The sequence below is a fragment of the Streptomyces sp. NPDC087310 genome, from assembly GCF_044744405.1.
GTDB lineage: Bacteria > Actinomycetota > Actinomycetes > Streptomycetales > Streptomycetaceae > Streptomyces.
Window position 1 is genome coordinate 318325 of sequence record NZ_JBIUYF010000008.1, and the last position, 17141, is coordinate 335465.

Here is a 17141-nt window from a genome sequence, read left to right on the forward strand (position 1 = left end):
ACGGGGGATTCCCGCCGGGACAGGCGACCGGCCTGCGCTGGACCGACAAGTGTACGACTCGTCCGGACCCCGCGCCGCCCGGTTTCCCTCGGCCGGGGCGGGCGGGGAGGAAACGGGGTCCGGCGCGGGCCCATGGGCTCGGCGGCCCATGGGCCCGTCGGCCGACGGGCTCAGCGCGCGTTGAAGTACTTCGCCTCGGGGTGGTGGATGACGATGGCGTCGGTGGACTGCTCGGGGTGGAGCTGGAACTCCTCCGAGAGCTGTACGCCGATCCGCTCGGGCTCCAGCAGCTCCGCGATCTTCGCGCGGTCCTCCAGGTCCGGGCAGGCACCGTATCCGAGCGAGAAGCGCGCGCCCCGGTACTTCAGGGCGAACATGTCCTCGACCTCGGCCGGGTCCTCACCGGCGAAGCCCAGCTCGGAGCGGACCCGGGCGTGCCAGTACTCGGCGAGCGCCTCGGCGAGCTGGACGGAGAGCCCGTGCAGTTCGAGGTAGTCGCGGTAGGAGTTGGCCTCGAACAGCTCCGCGGTCGCGCCGCCGATCTTCGAGCCGACGGTGACGACCTGGAGGCCGACCACGTCCGTCTCGCCGGACTCCTCCGGGCGGAAGAAGTCCGCCAGGCAGAGCCGCCGGCCGCGGCGCTGGCGCGGGAAGGTGAAGCGGGTGCGCTCGGAGCCGTCCTCACCGAGCAGGATGAGGTCGTCGCCCTTGGAGACGCAGGGGAAGTAGCCGTAGACGACGGCCGCCTCCAGCAGGTTCCTGGTCTGCAACTGGTCCAGCCAGCCGCGCAGATGGGGCCGGCCCTCGCTCTCGACCAGTTCCTCGTAGCTGGGGCCGCCCTTTCGGGCCTCCTTCAGCCCCCACTGCCCCTTGAAGAGCGCGCCCTCGTCCAGCCAGGAGGCGTACTCCTTGAGCTGGATGCCCTTGACGACGCGGGTGCCCCAGAACGGCGGCGTGGGCACGGGATTGTCGACGGAGACGTCCGAGCGGGCCGCGCCCTCCACGGGGCGCTCCTCCACCACGGTGTTCGTGGTCGCCTTGACGCGGCGCTGCTTCAGCTCGGGGAGCGTGGCGCCGGGGACGCCGCGCTTGACGGCGATCAGCGCGTCCATCAGGCGCAGGCCCTCGAACGCGTCCCGCGCGTAGCGGACCTCGCCCTCGTAGATCTCGTGCAGGTCCTGCTCGACATAGGCCCGGGTGAGCGCCGCGCCGCCGAGGATGACCGGGTAGTCGGCGGCCATCCTGCGCTGGTTCAGCTCCTCCAGGTTCTCCTTCATGATCACGGTCGACTTCACCAGCAGCCCGGACATGCCGATGACATCGGCCCGGTGCTCCTCGGCGGCGTCCAGGATCGCGGCGACGGGCTGCTTGATGCCCAGGTTGACCACGTTGTAGCCGTTGTTGGAGAGGATGATGTCGACGAGGTTCTTGCCGATGTCGTGGACGTCGCCGCGGACGGTGGCGAGCACGATGGTGCCCTTGCCGTCGTCGTCCGTCTTCTCCATGTGCGGCTCCAGATGGGCCACCGCCGTCTTCATGACCTCGGCGGACTGGAGGACGAACGGCAACTGCATCTGGCCGGAGCCGAACAGCTCGCCGACGACCTTCATGCCCTCCAGGAGCGTGTCGTTGACGATGTCGAGCGCCGGCCGGGTCTCCAGCGCCTCGTTCAGGTCGGCCTCCAGGCCGTTCTTCTCGCCGTCGATGATGCGGCGCTGGAGGCGCTCGTCCAGCGGCAGGGCGAGGAGTTCCTCGGCCCGGCCGTCCTTCATGGACTTGGTGTTGACGCCCTCGAACAGCTCCATGAGCCGCTGGAGCGGGTCGTACCCCTCGGCGCGCCGGTCGTAGATCAGGTCGTGGGCGACCTTGACCTGCTCCTCGTCCAGCCGGGCGATGGGCAGGATCTTCGAGGCGTGGACGATCGCGGAGTCCAGACCGGCCTTGACGCACTCGTCCAGGAAGACGGAGTTGAGCACGATACGGGCGGCCGGGTTGAGACCGAAGGAGATGTTCGACAGGCCCAGGGTGGTCTGGACGTCGGGGTGACGGCTCTTCAGCTCGCGGATCGCCTCGATGGTGGCGATGCCGTCGCCCCGCGACTCCTCCTGCCCGGTGCAGATGGTGAAGGTGAGGCAGTCGATGAGGATGTCCGACTCGTGCACGCCCCACGTGGTGGTGAGGTCGGTGATCAGACGCTCGGCGATGGCGACCTTGTGCTCGACGGTACGGGCCTGGCCCTCCTCGTCGATGGTGAGCGCGATCAGCGCGGCGCCGTGCTCGACCGCCAGCTCGGTGACCTTGGTGAAGCGCGACTCGGGGCCGTCGCCGTCCTCGTAGTTGACCGAGTTGATGACGGCGCGCCCGCCGAGCTTCTCCAGGCCGGCCCGGAGCACGGGCAGTTCGGTGGAGTCCAGCACGATCGGCAGGGTGGAGGCGGTCGCGAAGCGGCCGGCCAGCTCGGCCATGTCGGCGACGCCGTCCCGGCCGACGTAGTCGACACAGAGGTCGAGCAGGTGGGCGCCCTCGCGGATCTGGTCACGGGCCATCTCCACGCAGTCGTCCCAGCGGCCGTCCAGCATGGCCTCGCGGAACTTCTTCGACCCGTTGGCGTTCGTCCGCTCGCCGATGGCGAGGTACGCGGCGTCCTGGCGGAAGGGGACGGTCTGGTAGAGCGAGGCGGCGCCCGGCTCGGGCTGCGGGGTGCGCTCCGTGAGGGCGGCGCCCCGTACCCGCTCGACGACCTGGCGCAGGTGCTCCGGTGTCGTACCGCAGCAGCCGCCGACCAGGGACATCCCGTACTCGCGGACGAAGTTCTCCTGCGCGTCGGCCAGCTCGCCGGGCGACAGCGGGTAGTGGGCCCCGTTCTTGCCGAGGACCGGGAGGCCGGCGTTGGGCATGCAGGAGAGCGGGATACGGGAGTGCCGGGCGAGGTAGCGCAGGTGCTCGCTCATCTCGGCGGGACCGGTGGCGCAGTTCAGCCCGATCATGTCGATGCCGAGCGGTTCCAGCGCGGTCAGGGCCGCGCCGATCTCGGAGCCGAGCAGCATCGTGCCGGTGGTCTCCACCGTCACGGAGCAGATGATCGGCAGGTCGGCGCCGGTGACCTTCAGGGCGCGGCGGGCGCCGAGGACGGCGGCCTTGGTCTGGAGCAGGTCCTGGGTGGTCTCCACGAGCAGGGCGTCGGCGCCGCCGGAGATCAGGCCCTCGGCGTTCTGCTGGTAGGCGTCGCGGAGCGTGAGGTACGGGGCGTGTCCGAGGGTGGGCAGCTTGGTGCCGGGGCCCATGGAGCCGAGGATCCAGCGCTGCTGTCCGGTCGAGGCGGTGAACTCGTCGGCCACCTCACGGGCGATCCTGGCGCCGGACTCGGCGAGCTCGAAGACGCGCTCGGGGATGTCGTACTCCGCCAGCGCGGCGTAGTTCGTACCGAAGGTGTTGGTCTCCACGCAGTCGACACCGACCGCGAAGTACTCCTCGTGGACGGAGCGGACGATGTCCGGGCGTGTCACGTTGAGGATCTCGTTGCAGCCTTCCAGATCCTGGAAGTCCTCCATCGTCGGATCCTGTGCCTGGAGCATCGTGCCCATCGCACCGTCGGCCACCACCACACGGGTGGCGAGCGCCTCTCGGAGGGCGGCGGTGCGGGTCCGGCTGTCGGTGGTGGGGGTCGGCGACGAGGCCATGTAAGTACTCCCGGGGCTGCGACGGCTGTCGGCTTCTGCGTGTGCTGATGGCAGGCACACCCGGCCAGCGTAGCCGGGCGCGCCTCGTCACGGTGCGTCGTCCCAGCGGGCGGACGGCATCCTGTCCTCTGCAACATTCGGCGTGCCGGGTCTTGACAGATCCTCTCGACGAAGAGAAAAGGTCGGCATCGACCGATAGTGTTCAGCATTGTCGAACGTAGTGGAGGTCCGGGTCCGATGGCGAAGAACATCCAGTCGCTGGAACGGGCGGCGGCGATGCTGAGGCTGCTCGCGGGCGGCGAGCGGCGGCTCGGTCTGTCCGACATCGCCTCCTCCGTGGGGCTGGCCAAGGGGACGGCGCACGGGATCCTGCGCACGCTGCAGGCGGAGGGGTTCGTCGAGCAGGACGCCGCGTCGGGGCGCTACCAGCTCGGCGCCGAGCTGCTGCGGCTCGGGAACAGCTATCTGGACGTGCACGAGCTGCGGGCCCGCGCCCTGGTCTGGACGGACGACCTGGCCCGCTCCAGCGGTGAGAGCGTCCATCTCGGGGTCGTGCACCAGCAGGGCGTGCTCATCGTCCACCACGTCTTCCGCCCGGACGACAGCCGGCAGGTCCTGGAGGTGGGGGCCATGCAGCCGATGCACTCCACGGCGCTGGGCAAGGTCATCTCGGCGTACGACCCGGTGGCGCACAGCGAGGCCGTGGAGAGCGAGCGGACGGCCTTCACACCCCGGACGATCACCGGTCTGGCGGAGTTCGAGGCGGTGCTCGATCTGACCAGGGCGCGCGGCTGGGCCGCCGACGTCGAGGAGACCTGGGAGGGCGTGGCGGCGGTCGCGGCGCCCATCCACGACCGGCGCAGGATGCCGGTCGGGGCGATCGCGATCACCGGCGCGGTGGAACGGATCTGCCCTGAGGGAGAAGTGCGGTCGGAGCTGGTGACGGCGGTACGCGAGTGCGCCCGCGCCGTTTCGCGGGACATCGGCGCCGGGCGGTTCTGAGCGAGATGCCCGATCATCGGTATAGAGCGAGGTTTCGGCCACAGCACCCTTGACGGCACGTTGCCCGAAGGAGAAAACTGCCGTTCGTCGGTCGGCATTGTCGAACACTTACCGGTAATACGAGTTAGTGTGTGACAGCGCCAACCGGCGGGTAACGCCCTCATCTGAAGGCGCGGACCACTGGTGCGAACCGGAGGTTTGCCTCCCCCTGGACGAAGGAGTCTCGGGTGTCCAACTACGACATCTTCATAGGCGAGGTCACAGGCACCGCCCTGTTGATCCTGCTCGGTGGCGGCGTGTGTGCCGCAGTCACGCTCAAGCGCTCCAAGGCGCAGAACGCGGGATGGGTCGCCATCAGCTTCGGCTGGGGCTTCGCCGTCATGGTCGGCGCGTATCTCTCCGCGCCGATCTCCGGGGCCGTGCTCAACCCGGCGCTCACCGTCGGCCTCGCGGTCGAGGGTGGCCTCAAGTGGGGCGACGTGCCCCTCTACATCGGCTCCCAGATGCTGGGGGCGGTGATCGGTGCCTTCCTCGTCTGGGTGGCGTACCTGGGCCAGTTCAAGGCCCATCTCACCGACCCGGAGATCCTCGCGGCGCAGCCTTCGGTCGAAGGGCTCGTCGACCAGAAGACGGCCCCGAAGGCCGGCCCCGTGCTCGGCGTCTTCTCCACGGGCCCCGAGGTCCGCAATGTGGCGCAGAACATGCTGACGGAGATCATCGCCACCTTCGTGCTGGTCATCGCGATCCTCACGCAGGGTCTCAACGACTCGGGCAACGGGCTCGGCACCCTCGGCGTGCTGATCACCTCGTTCGTCGTGGTCGCCATCGGTCTCTCGCTGGGCGGCCCGACGGGGTACGCCATCAACCCGGCGCGCGACCTCGGCCCCCGTATCGTGCACGCGCTCCTGCCCCTGCCCAACAAGGGGGGCTCGGACTGGAGCTACGCCTGGATACCGGTCGTCGGCCCGCTGATCGGCGCCGTACTGGCGGGCGGGTACTACAACCTGGCCCTCGCGTGAGCGGCTTTCTCGAATCTTCTCTTCGAACCGAGCAGGAGCAGACACCGTGAGCGACACCAACACCACCTCCTCCCACGGCACCGGCCCGTTCATCGCCGCCATCGACCAGGGCACCACGTCGAGCCGCTGCATCGTCTTCGACCGGGACGGCCGGATCGTCTCCGTCGACCAGAAGGAACACGAGCAGATCTTCCCCAAGCCGGGCTGGGTGGAACACAACGCCACCGAGATCTGGACCAACGTCCAGGAGGTCGTGGCCCGCGCCATCGAGAAGGCCGGGATCACCTCCGCCGACGTCAAGGCCATCGGCATCACCAACCAGCGCGAGACCACGCTGCTGTGGGACAAGAACACCGGCGAGCCCGTCCACAACGCCATCGTCTGGCAGGACACCCGTACCGACGCGCTCTGTCGCGAGCTGGGCCGCAACGTCGGCCAGGACCGCTTCCGCCGCGAGACCGGCCTCCCGCTGGCCAGCTACTTCGCCGGGCCGAAGGCGCGCTGGCTGCTGGACAACGTCGAGGGGCTGCGCGAGCGCGCCGAGCGCGGCGACATCCTCTTCGGCACCATGGACTCCTGGGTCATCTGGAATCTGACCGGCGGCAGCGACGGCGGTGTGCACGTCACCGACGTCACCAACGCCTCCCGCACGATGCTGATGAACCTGCACACCCTCAAGTGGGACGCCAAGATCCTGGAGTCGATGAAGGTCCCGGCCGCGCTCCTGCCGGAGATCCGCTCCTCCGCCGAGGTGTACGGACACGCCAAGGGCGGCGTCCTGGACGGCATCCCGGTCGCCTCCGCGCTCGGTGACCAGCAGGCGGCCCTCTTCGGCCAGACCTGTTTCGCCGAGGGCGAGGCCAAGTCCACGTACGGCACCGGCACCTTCATGCTGATGAACACCGCCAACAAGCCCGTCAACTCGTACAACGGCCTGCTGACCACGGTCGGCTACCGCATCGGGGACGAGCCCGCGGTGTACGCCCTGGAGGGCTCCATCGCCGTCACCGGCTCGCTGGTGCAGTGGATGCGCGACCAGATGGGCCTGATCAAGTCCGCGGCCGAGATCGAGACCCTGGCGTCCTCGGTCGAGGACAACGGCGGCGCGTACTTCGTGCCCGCCTTCTCCGGGCTCTTCGCCCCGCACTGGCGCCCCGACGCCCGCGGTGTCATCGCCGGTCTCACCGGCTACGTCACCAAGGCGCACATCGCCCGCGCGGTGCTGGAGGCCACGGCGTGGCAGACCCGGGAGATCAGCGACGCCATGACCAAGGACTCCGGCGTCGAGCTGACCTCGCTCAAGGTCGACGGCGGCATGACCTCCAACAACCTGCTGATGCAGACGCTCTCCGACGTCCTGGACGCCCCCGTGGTGCGCCCGATGGTCGCCGAGACCACCTGCCTCGGCGCCGCCTACGCCGCGGGACTGGCCGTGGGCTTCTGGCCGGACACCGACGCGCTGCGCGCCAACTGGCGCCGGGCCGCCGAGTGGACACCCCGGATGGACGCGGCCACCCGTGACCGCGAGTACAAGAGCTGGCTCAAGGCCGTCGAGCGGACCAAGGGCTGGCTCGACGTCGACGACGCAAGCTGACCGACCAACAGCCACCGGCGCGAGAAGCCGGGACGAGCTGAAGAGGAGTTACGAATGAGCACCCCGCACAGCGTCCCCGCCCTGGGGACGCACCCGGCCGGCGGTTCCCTGCCGAGCCGTGCCGAAACCCGGGAACAACTGTCCAACGCGACGTACGACCTCCTGGTGATAGGCGGCGGCATTCTGGGCATCTCCACCGCCTGGCATGCCTCCCAGTCGGGACTGCGGGTGGCCCTGGTGGACGGCGGCGACTTCGCCGGCGCCACCTCGTCCGCCTCCTCCAAGCTCCTCCACGGCGGTCTGCGCTACCTCCAGACCGGCGCGGTGAAGCTGGTCGCCGAGAACCACTTCGAGCGGCGGGCGGTGTCCCGGCAGGTGGCGCCGCACCTGGCCAACCCGCTCACCTTCTACCTGCCCGTCTACAACGGCGGCCCGCACGGCGCCGCCAAGCTCGGCGCGGGCGTCTTCGCCTACTCCGCGCTCTCCGCGTTCGGCGACGGCGTCGGCCATGTGATCAGCCCGGCCAAGGCCCGCCAGGCCGTGCCCGAGCTGCGTACGGACAACCTCAAGGCCGTGGCCGTGTACGGCGACGACCAGATGAACGACGCGCGGATGGCGCTGATGACCGTCCGCGCCGCCGTCGACTCCGGCGCCACCGTCCTCAACCACGCCACGGTCACCGGGCTGCGCTTCACCCAGGGCCGGGTCACCGGCGCCGAGCTGCGCGACAGGACCGACGGTACGGAGTTCGGCGTCAACGCCCGGCTGGTCCTCAACGCGACCGGCCCCTGGGTCGACCACCTGCGGAAGATGGAGAACCCGGACGCGGCGCCCTCCATCCGGCTCTCCAAGGGCGCGCACCTGGTCCTCAAGCGGACCTCCCCCTGGAAGGCCGCGCTGGCGACCCCCATCGACAAGTACCGCATCACCTTCGCCCTCCCCTGGGAGGACATGCTGCTGCTCGGTACGACCGACGAGGAGTACGAGGGCGAGCCCGAGGACGTCGCGGTCAACGAGAAGGACATCCACCAGATCCTGGACGAGGCGGCGTTCTCGGTCCGCGACCAGCAGCTCTCGCGCGATCTGATCACGTACTCCTTCGCGGGCCTGCGCGTGCTGCCCGGCGGCCCCGGCGACACCTCCAAGGCGAAGCGCGAGACGGTCGTGACCGAGGGCCGCGGCGGCATGCTGTCGGTCGCGGGCGGCAAGTGGACCACCTTCCGCCACATCGGCCGTACGGTGATGCACAAGCTGGCGACCCTGCCGGGCCACCCGCTCGGCGAGGGCATGGAGCCGATCTCGCACCTGCCGAAGAAGCTCCCGCTGCCCGGCATCGCCAACCCGAACGCGGTCGCGCACCGGCTGCTGATCGACGGCGGCGGTACGGGCCCCTCGATGGCCGTGGACACCGCACGCCATCTCGCCACCCACTACGGCTCGCTCGCCTTCGACATCGTGCGGCTGGCGAACGAGTACCCGGAGCTGGCCGAGCGGATCCACCCGGACGCCCCGGAGATCTGGGCGCAGGTCGTCTACGCCCGGGACCACGAGTGGGCCGAGACGGTCGACGACGTACTGCGCCGGCGTACGACGCTGACGATCCGGGGCCTGGACACGGACGAGGTCCGCGCCCGGGTGGAGGACCTGCTGGGCAAGCGGGACTGACCGTACAGCGACACAGCCACACATCAGCACATACGTGCGACGCGTGGACGAGAGAGGGACGCATCCTTCCCGGGTGCGTCCCTTTTCATGCGCCGTCCGGGCGTTGAGGGACGCATAATGGGGGCCGATACATCGGATGTATGGAGGGGTGCCCATGGCTGTCACCGACGAGGCCATCGAGCGGATCAAGGGGATGATCGTCTCCGGCGCGCTGCGCCCGGGCGACCGGCTGCCCAAGGAGAGCGAGCTCGCCGCCGAGCTGGGGCTCTCCCGCAACTCCCTGCGCGAGGCGGTACGGGCGCTGTCGCTCATCCGTATCCTCGACGTGCGGCAGGGCGACGGTACGTATGTGACCAGCCTGGCCCCCCAGCTCCTGCTGGAGGCGCTCAGCTTCGTGGTGGACTTCCACCGGGACGACACCGTGCTGGAATTCCTGGCCGTACGCCGGATACTCGAACCGGCCGCCACCGCGATGGCGAGCACCCGGATCACCGCGGAGGAGCTGGACGCGCTCGACGCCCAGCTCGACGCGCTCGGCCCGTCGCCCTCGGTGGAGGAACTGGTCGCCGCCGACCTGGAGTTCCACCACGGGATCGTGCGGCAGTCCGGCAACGCGGTGCTCTGCTCCCTGCTGGACGGGCTCTCCGGGCCCACCACCCGGGCCAGGATCTGGCGCGGGCTGACCCAGGAGGACGCCGTCAGCCGTACGCTCCACGAGCACCGGGCGATCCTCTCGGCGCTGCGCGACCGGGACGCCGAGGCGGCCAGGTCCTGGGCCACGGTCCATATCGCGAGCGTGGAGATGTGGCTCAGGTCGACGCTCTGACGCCCCACCGGGCGTGAGGGGCGGTCAGTCCTGCTTCTCGCCGCTCGCGAAGCGCGAGATGACCAGGGCGACGATGATGATGGCGCCGTTCAGGAACTGGTTCCAGAGCGCCGGCACACCCCCGAGCGTCATCACATTGACCACGAGTTGCAGGGTGAGCACCCCCGTCAGCGCGCCGAAGAGCGTGCCGCGCCCGCCCCGGAGGCTGATGCCGCCGATGACCGCCGCCGCGAAGACCTGGAAGATCCAGCCGTTGCCCTGGGTGGCCGCGACCGAGCCGTAGTGACCGGTGTAGAGGATGCCGGCGAACGCCGCCAGCAGCCCGCCGATCGCCAGCACGACCCAGGTGACGCGGTCCACCCGGATCCCGGCGGCGCGCGCCGCCTCCGGGTTGCCGCCGATCGCGTACAGCGCCCGCCCGTGGCGCAGCCAGGCCAGCGCCGCGCCGCCCACGGCGAAGAGCGCCAGACAGATCCAGACGGCGGCCGGGGCGCCCAGCCAGTCGGTCTTGCCGAGGTACCGGAAGGACTCCGGCACCTCGGTGATCGACTTGCCCTCGGTGATCCCGATGTGGAGCCCGCGCAGCATGGTGAGCATGCCGAGCGTGGCGATGAAGCCGTTGACGCGCAGCTTCAGCATGAGGAAGCCGTTGATCCCGCCGATGGCCATCCCGGCCAGCAGACAGACCGGTACGGCCGCCCAGACGGGCAGCAGGTCCAGCCCGGCGAAGCGGCCGCCCTCCGAGGGGAGCACCAGCCACATCGCGAGGACGGGCGCGATCCCGATCGTCGACTCCAGCGACAGGTCCATCCGGCCGCAGATCAGGATCAGCGCCTGGCCGAGCACCAGCAGGCTCAGCTCCGAGGACTGCTGGACGACGCTGATCAGGTTGCCGGAGGTGAGGAAGACCGGCGAGACGATGAAGCCGATCACCATCAGCACCAGGATCACCGGCACGAGGGAGAAGTCGCTCCAGCGGATGATCCGGAGCCGGTGGAGCGGGCTGGTCTCCTCGACGGGCGCCACCGCCCCGGTCCGTACGGTCTGCGTCATGCCCGCTCCCCCGTGTCGTCCGTACGGCCCTCGGCGCCGCAGTCGGTCCCGTCCACGCCTTCCATGGCCGCCACCAGTTCCCGGTCGGTCCAGTCGCTCCCGAACGAGGCCACCACCTGCCCGTGGAACACCGCGACCACCCGGTCGCAGACCCGCAGATCGTCCAGCTCGTCGGAGATGATCACGGCGGCGCGGCCCTCGTCGGCCACCCCGCGCACCACACCGAGCAGCGCGTCCTTGGACTTGATGTCGACACCGGCCGTGGGGCGTACGGCGATCAGCGCGCCGGGGTCGCGCGCCAGGGCGCGGGCGACGACGACCTTCTGCTGGTTGCCGCCCGACAGGCCGGAGACCGGCTGGCCGGGGCCGCGTGTCCTGATGTCCAGCGAGTCGATCATGGACTGGGCGAACTCCCTGGTCCGCGCGGGCAGAACGGTCCCCCACGGGCCGAGCCTGCCGGTGACCGTGAGCGTGGCGTTCTCCGCGACGCTGCGGTCGGGGATCAGGCCCTGGCGGTGCCGGTCCTCGGGGATGTAGCCGATGCCCGCGTCCAGCGCGTCCGGGACGCTGCCCGGCCGTACCGTACGGCCGTGTACGGCGATCCGCCCCGCGGTCGGCGCCCGCATCCCGGCCAGGGTCTCGCCGAGCGCGGTGGTGCCGCCGGCCGCGGCGCCCGCGACGCCGAGCACCTCACCGGGGTGTACGGAGAGGTCCAGCGGCCCGAACTCCCCGGCGAGGGCCAGTCCCCGGACCTCCAGTACGGGCGGCCCGGCCGCCGGGTCCGGTGCGTCCGGGCGCCGGGCGTGCCGGGCGGCGGCCGTGCGCGCGGCGTCCCCCGTCATCGCGGCCACCAGTTCCGTACGGGTGAGGGAGGCGACCGGGGCGGTCAGGACATGGCGCGCGTCCCGGTAGACGGTGACGGTGGCGCACAGGTCGTACACCTCCTGGAGGTGGTGGGAGATGAAGAGGAACGCCACTCCCTGGCCGCGCAGTGCGCGGAGTTTGACGAAGAGCCGCTGGATGCCGCGGGCGTCGAGCTGCGCGGTGGGCTCGTCCAGGATGATCAGCCGGGCGCCGAAGGAGAGCGCCCGCGCGATCTCGACGAACTGCCGCTGCTCGACCGGGAGATCCTTGGCGCGGGTGTCCGGGTCGACCTCGACGCCGTACTCCGCGAGCAGGTCCCGGGCGCGGCGGCGCAGTCCGCGCCAGTCGATGAGGCGGCGTCCGGCGGTTCCGGAGCCGGGTCCGCCCAGGCCGTAGTGGTTGAGGAAGAGGTTCTCGGCGACGGTCAGATCGGGCACGATCATCGGTCTCTGGTAGACGCAGGCGACCCTGGTCCGCCACGCGGCGGTGTCCCCGGCGGCGGGCGCGGGCGCGCCGCCGAAGCGCACCTCGCCCGCGTCGGCCCGGTGCGCCCCGGTCAGGACGCCGACCAGGGTGGACTTGCCCGCGCCGTTGCGGCCGACCAGGGCGTGCGACTCGCCGGGGGCGACCGTGATGCCGACCCCGTCGAGCGCGACGGTGGGCCCGAAGCGTTTGACGATGCCCTCGGCCCGTACGGCGGGCGGCGCCGCCGCCCCGGTGGCCTCGGGGGATGCGCTTGCCGGTGCCACGGCTACTCCCCCGCGTCGAGCTGATTGGCCCACAGCTTCGGGTCGTCCACGTTCTCCTTGGTCACCAGGGGCGCGGGGAGCTGGTCCTCGAAGCCGCCGGGGATCTTGATGACGGTGGAGCCGTGGTCGGTCGGCCCGGCCTTGGGTGTCCTGCCCGCGATCGCCTCCTTCGCCCAGTGGAGCGCGTAGGTCGCGTACAGGTCGGCGGGCTGGGAGACCGTGGCGTCGATCTTCCCGGCCCGGATGGCGTCCAGTTCCTCGGGGATGCCGTCGTTGGAGACGATCGCGATGTGTCCGGGCGCGTCCGGCGCCTTGAGCAGCTTCTTCTGTTCGAGCAGCGCCAGGGTGGGCTGGAGGAAGACGCCGCCGGCCTGCATGTAGATGCCGCCCAGGTCGGGGTGGGCGGCGAGGGTGGACTGGAGCTTGGCGGAGGCGACATCGCCCTTCCACTCGGTGGCCAGCTCGAAGACCCGGATACCGGGGAACTTCTGGGCCATGCAGCTCTTGAACGCCTCGGAGCGGTCCCGGCCGTTGATCGAGGCCAGGTCGCCCTGGAACTCGGCGACCTTGCCCTTGCCCTTCAGCCGCTCGCCCAGGAACTGACATGCCTTCTCGCCGTACGCGCGGTTGTCGGCCCGTACGACCATGTAGACCTCGCCCTGGTCGGGGCGGGTGTCGACGCTGATGACGGGGATCTTCTTCTCGGCGAGCGTCCGCAGCGTCTCGGCGATCGCGCCGGTGTCCTGCGGTGCCATGACGACGGCCTTGGCCCCCTGGTCGGTGAAGACCTGGACGTTGGAGACGAGCTTCCCGATGTCGTTCTGCGAGTTGGTCAGCGGGAGCGCGCTGACCTCACCGGCCTTGACGCCCTTCTCGATGTACTGCTGGTAGGAGTTCCAGAAGTCGCTGTCGCTGCGCGGCAGATCGATGCCGACCGTGCCGCCGCTCCCCTTCCCCGCCTCCTGGTCGCGATTGCAGCCCGTCAGGGCCGCCACCGCGACAAGTAATAAGGCGCAGGCCGAGGTGGTGGCCGTACGGGGTCTGCGGAGTGGGGAGCGCCCCACGGTGTGTCCCGGCATGGAAGTCCCGTCCTTGTCCCTTCGGTGTGCGTGCGGGATGCGCTGTTCTCAGGGGGCGGGGCGCAGGCGGAGTCCCTGCATTCCGCCGTCGACCGCGAGCGCCGTTCCGGTGACGGCCGCCGCGGCGGGTCCCGCGAGGTAGGCGACCGCGGCGGCGACCTCGTCCGCGCCGACCAGCCGTCCCGTGGGCTGGCGCGCTTCGAGGGCGGCGCGCTCGGCCGCGGGGTCCTGGGCCTGGTCGAGCAGCCGGCCGACCCAGGGCGTGTCGGCGGTACCGGGGTTGACGCAGTTGACGCGGATGCCCTCCCGTACGTGGTCGGCGGCCATCGCCAGGGTCAGCGAGAGGACCGCGCCCTTGCTCGCGGAGTACAGGGCGCGCTGGGGCAGCCCCGCCGTGGCGGCGATGGAGCAGGTGTGGGTGATGGAGACCGCGCCGGGTCGGCCGGGGACCGCGCGGCGCAGATGGGGCAGGGCGTGCCGGGCGGTACGGACCATCCCGAGGACGTTGACGTCGAGGACGCGCCCCCACTCGTCGTCGGGGTTGTCCTCGACGGTGCCGACGGCGCCGATCCCCGCGTTGGAGACGAGGGTGTGCAGGGCGCCGAACTCCGCCGCCGCCGCGTCGACCGCCGCCTTCACGGCCGCGTCGTCGGTGACGTCGGCCGTCAGCGGCAGGGTCCCCGCGGGTGCCCCGGCCGTCTCCCGGTCCAGTACGGCGACCCGGGCGCCGCGCTCCACGAGCAGGGTCGCGACGGCCGCGCCGATGCCCGAAGCGCCGCCGGTCACCAGGGCGCAGAGCCCCTCGAAGTCGCGTGCGGCCGTCATGAGGTGACCTCCTCGGTGGTACGGCGGGCCTGCCAGACGGGCCCCTCCGGGTAGCGGTGCGCGGCGATCGACTCGGGGAGCATCCGGGCGGAGAAGCCGGGCGCCGCGGGGGCGGCGTACCGTCCGGAGACGATCACCACGGGGTCGGCGAAGTGTTCGTGGAGGTGGTCGACGTACTCGATGACCCGGCCCTCCTGGCTGCCGGAGACGGCGACGTAGTCGAACATCGCGAGGTGCTGGACGAGTTCGCAGAGGCCGACGCCGCCGGCGTGCGGGCAGACGGGGACGCCGTACTTGGCGGCGAGCAGCAGGATCGCCAGGTTCTCGTTGACGCCGGCGACGCGGGCCGCGTCGATCTGGACGTAGTCGACGGCGCCGGCCTGGAGGAGCTGCTTGAAGACGACCCGGTTGGCGACGTGTTCGCCGGTGGCCACCTTGACCGGCTGGCCCGCCCGTACGGCGGCGTGGCCGAGGATGTCGTCGGGGCTGGTGGGCTCCTCGATCCAGTGCGGGTCGTACGGGGCGAGGGCGGACATCCAGCGCAGCGCCTCGGGCACGTCCCAGCGCTGGTTGGCGTCGACGGCGATCCGGATGGCGGGGCCGACGGCCGCGCGGGCCAGCTTCATGCGCCGGACGTCGTCGGCCAGATCGCCGCCGACCTTGAGCTTGATCTGCTCGAACCCGTCGGCGACGGCCTGCTCCGCGAGGGTGACCAGTTTGGTGTCGGAGTAGCCGAGCCAGCCGGGCGAGGTGGTGTAGGCGGGGTAGCCGTCGGTACGCAGCAGGGCGGCCCGCTCGGCGCGGCCGGGCTCGGCGGCGCGCAGGATGGCCAGCGCGTCGTCCGGGGTCAGGGCGTCGGTGAGGTAGCGGAAGTCGACGAGCGAGACCAGTTCCTCGGGGGTCATCGCGGCGAGGAACTCCCAGACGGGCAGGTTCGCGCTCTTGGCTGCCAGGTCCCAGGCGGCGTTGACGACGGCGCCGGCGGCCATGTGCATGACGCCCTTCTCGGGGCCGAGCCAGCGCAGTTGGGAGTCGTGGGTCAGCTCGAAGTAGAGGGCGGCGAGGTCCCCCGCGGTGAGCGGCGCCGGTCTGCCGGTGAGATAGGGCCGCAGCGCCTCGATGGCGGCGGCGGTGACGTCGTTGCCGCGCCCGATGGTGAAGCAGAAGCCGTGTCCCTCGGTGCCGTCCTGGGTACGCAGCACCACGTAGGCGGCCGAGTAGTCGGGGTCGGGGTTCATGGCATCGGAGCCGTCGAGCTGTTCCGAGGTGGGGAACCGGATGTCGTGTACCTCGAACCCCGTGACGGTCTGGCTCATGCACGCCCCTTTGAGAAGAACATCGGATCTCTTCAGTCATCCGATGTATAGCGCCCTGGAGGCACGTCCGTCCAGAGCCTCGCGTCAATTCACGGCCACAGCTCGGATGAATCGGGAGGGAAATGGATACGCTCTCGGCACCATGTCCCGGTGCGGGCAAGGGTTTTCCGCCGGATCCGGCAAGATCCGGACGAAAGACCCCGGGTTCACCCGGCCGTGCGCGGAGCGTGCACAGGGCTGCGGGCGGGCACAGGTGAAGCCGTAAGGTTGGTGCGTACAAGAGGTAACTTCGGAAGGAGGCACTGGGTGATCGAGCTCGAGGGGGTTCCCGAGCTGATCGACCCGGTCATGGTGGCCGCGTTCGAGGGCTGGAACGACGCGGGCGACGCCGCCTCCACAGCGGTGGGTCATCTGGACCGGGAGTGGAAGGGCGAGGTGTTCGCGGCGCTCGACGCCGAGGACTACTACGACTTCCAGGTCAACCGGCCCACGGTCTTCCTGGAGGGCGGCCTGCGCAAGATCACCTGGCCGACCACCCGGCTCTCCGTGGTGCGTGTCGGCGGCGAGAAACCCCGTGACCTGGTACTGGTCCGCGGCATCGAGCCGTCCATGCGCTGGCGCTCGTTCTGCAACGAGCTGCTGGGCTTCGCCCATGAGCTGGGCGTGGAGATGGTGGTCATCCTGGGCGCGCTGCTCGGCGACACCCCGCACACCCGGCCGGTGCCGGTCAGCGGGGTCACCTCGGACGCGGACCTGGCCAGGACGATGGATCTGGAGGAGACGCGGTACGAGGGGCCGACCGGCATCGTCGGCATCCTCCAGGAGGCGTGCACGCACGCGGGCGTGCCGGCGGTGAGCCTGTGGGCCGCGGTACCGCACTACGTGTCGCAGCCGCCCAACCCCAAGGCGACGCTGGCGCTCCTCAACCGCCTGGAGGACCTGATCGGTCTGCGGATCCCGCTGGGCGAACTGTCCGAGGACGCCCGGGCCTGGCAGCTCGGCGTGGACCAACTGGCCGCCGAGGACAGCGAGGTGGCGGAGTACGTCCAGTCGCTGGAGGAGGCGCGGGACACCGCGGAGCTTCCGGAGGCCACCGGCGAGGCCATCGCCCGGGAGTTCGAGCGGTATCTGCGACGCAGGGACGGCGGCCTCGGCCAGGCGCCGGGCGGCCATGCCACGGAGAGCGGTGACGGGCCGTCATTCCTGCGGGACGCGTCCGGTGGCCGTACCCGTCCGCAGCGACCGCAGCGCGGCGGGGCCGGCACGGACAAGGGCACGGGTCCTTCCGCACAGGGGCAGGACCGGGGACCGGACCAGGACCAGGACCAGGGTCAAGGCCCGGCTCAGGAACGGGAACAGGGCGACGACGACGATTCGTCCGAGGACTGACCACCGCCGGACCGGGTGACCGAGCGGACCGGCTTACGGAGCGGACCGGGTGACAGAGACCGGGTGACAGAGCGAGGGAG

Annotated in this window: 12 protein-coding genes; 6 read left to right on the forward strand and 6 right to left on the reverse strand. The window is 70.8% G+C overall.

Features of this window, described 5'->3' with window-relative positions; translation table 11 throughout:
- Positions 1-170 precede the first annotated feature (170 nt).
- Positions 171-3680: a methionine synthase gene (gene metH / locus ACIO3P_RS30005; protein WP_401854235.1), complete on the reverse strand. Its 3510-nt coding sequence runs from the start codon at positions 3678-3680 to the stop codon at positions 171-173.
- A gap of 237 nt (positions 3681-3917) precedes the next feature.
- On the opposite strand from metH, the gene ACIO3P_RS30010 reads away from it, so the two are divergent.
- The 5 genes from ACIO3P_RS30010 to ACIO3P_RS30030 all read left to right on the forward strand — a co-directional run bounded on the left by ACIO3P_RS30010 (position 3918) and on the right by ACIO3P_RS30030 (position 9786).
- Entirely contained in the window at positions 3918-4682 is a 765-nt protein-coding gene (locus ACIO3P_RS30010) for an IclR family transcriptional regulator (RefSeq protein ID WP_329824492.1), read from the forward strand.
- A 227-nt stretch (positions 4683-4909) separates the two neighbouring features.
- A complete protein-coding gene (locus tag ACIO3P_RS30015; RefSeq protein WP_329824493.1) occupies positions 4910-5701 on the forward strand; it encodes an MIP/aquaporin family protein in 792 nt (263 codons plus the stop codon).
- Positions 5702-5747: 46 nt separating this feature from the next.
- On the forward strand, positions 5748-7295 hold the full coding sequence (gene glpK, locus ACIO3P_RS30020) for a glycerol kinase GlpK (protein WP_401854233.1): 1548 nt from the start codon (positions 5748-5750) through the stop codon (positions 7293-7295).
- A 54-nt stretch (positions 7296-7349) separates the two neighbouring features.
- Positions 7350-8960, forward strand: coding sequence for a glycerol-3-phosphate dehydrogenase/oxidase (locus ACIO3P_RS30025; RefSeq protein ID WP_329824495.1), 1611 nt, complete (start codon positions 7350-7352; stop codon positions 8958-8960).
- Positions 8961-9114: 154 nt separating this feature from the next.
- A complete protein-coding gene (locus tag ACIO3P_RS30030) occupies positions 9115-9786 on the forward strand; it encodes a FadR/GntR family transcriptional regulator (protein ID WP_329824496.1) in 672 nt (223 codons plus the stop codon).
- Positions 9787-9810: 24 nt separating this feature from the next.
- Here ACIO3P_RS30030 and ACIO3P_RS30035 read toward each other — a convergent pair whose 3' ends face one another.
- Genes ACIO3P_RS30035 through ACIO3P_RS30055 form a run of 5 tightly spaced genes read right to left on the reverse strand, consistent with a single transcriptional unit; the run spans position 9811 to position 15672 of the window.
- Positions 9811-10839, reverse strand: coding sequence for an ABC transporter permease (locus tag ACIO3P_RS30035; protein WP_329824497.1), 1029 nt, complete (start codon positions 10837-10839; stop codon positions 9811-9813).
- Positions 10836-12452 carry a sugar ABC transporter ATP-binding protein gene (locus tag ACIO3P_RS30040; protein WP_401854229.1) on the reverse strand — a complete coding sequence of 539 codons (1617 nt, stop codon included), beginning with the start codon at positions 12450-12452 and terminating at the stop codon, positions 10836-10838. Before ACIO3P_RS30040 ends, ACIO3P_RS30035 begins: the two co-directional genes overlap by 4 nt.
- Before the next feature lie 2 nt (positions 12453-12454).
- On the reverse strand, positions 12455-13531 hold the full coding sequence (locus tag ACIO3P_RS30045; protein WP_329824499.1) for a sugar ABC transporter substrate-binding protein: 1077 nt from the start codon (positions 13529-13531) through the stop codon (positions 12455-12457).
- A 48-nt stretch (positions 13532-13579) separates the two neighbouring features.
- Complete coding sequence (locus ACIO3P_RS30050; protein ID WP_329824500.1) at positions 13580-14356, reverse strand: SDR family oxidoreductase; 777 nt, start codon at positions 14354-14356, stop codon at positions 13580-13582.
- Entirely contained in the window at positions 14353-15672 is a 1320-nt protein-coding gene (locus tag ACIO3P_RS30055; RefSeq protein WP_401792943.1) for an enolase C-terminal domain-like protein, read from the reverse strand. The genes ACIO3P_RS30050 and ACIO3P_RS30055 overlap by 4 nt, the downstream gene beginning before the upstream one ends.
- 306 nt (positions 15673-15978) lie before the next feature.
- On the opposite strand from ACIO3P_RS30055, the gene ACIO3P_RS30060 reads away from it, so the two are divergent.
- The gene (locus tag ACIO3P_RS30060) at positions 15979-17061 is read left to right on the forward strand and encodes a PAC2 family protein (protein ID WP_401854225.1); all 1083 of its coding nucleotides are present in this window, start codon (positions 15979-15981) and stop codon (positions 17059-17061) included.
- Positions 17062-17141 lie beyond the last annotated feature (80 nt).

What these genes read in the sequence shown, in the direction of transcription:
- metH (WP_401854235.1), bottom strand. Translation starts at nt 3,680, where the DNA reads ATGGCCTCGTCGCCGACCCCCACCACCGACAGCCGGACCCGCACCGCC.
- ACIO3P_RS30010 (WP_329824492.1), top strand. Translation starts at nt 3,918, where the DNA reads ATGGCGAAGAACATCCAGTCGCTGGAACGGGCGGCGGCGATGCTGAGG.
- ACIO3P_RS30025 (WP_329824495.1), top strand. Translation starts at nt 7,350, where the DNA reads ATGAGCACCCCGCACAGCGTCCCCGCCCTGGGGACGCACCCGGCCGGC.
- ACIO3P_RS30030 (WP_329824496.1), top strand. Translation starts at nt 9,115, where the DNA reads ATGGCTGTCACCGACGAGGCCATCGAGCGGATCAAGGGGATGATCGTC.
- ACIO3P_RS30035 (WP_329824497.1), bottom strand. Translation starts at nt 10,839, where the DNA reads ATGACGCAGACCGTACGGACCGGGGCGGTGGCGCCCGTCGAGGAGACC.
- ACIO3P_RS30045 (WP_329824499.1), bottom strand. Translation starts at nt 13,531, where the DNA reads ATGCCGGGACACACCGTGGGGCGCTCCCCACTCCGCAGACCCCGTACG.
- ACIO3P_RS30050 (WP_329824500.1), bottom strand. Translation starts at nt 14,356, where the DNA reads ATGACGGCCGCACGCGACTTCGAGGGGCTCTGCGCCCTGGTGACCGGC.
- ACIO3P_RS30055 (WP_401792943.1), bottom strand. Translation starts at nt 15,672, where the DNA reads ATGAGCCAGACCGTCACGGGGTTCGAGGTACACGACATCCGGTTCCCC.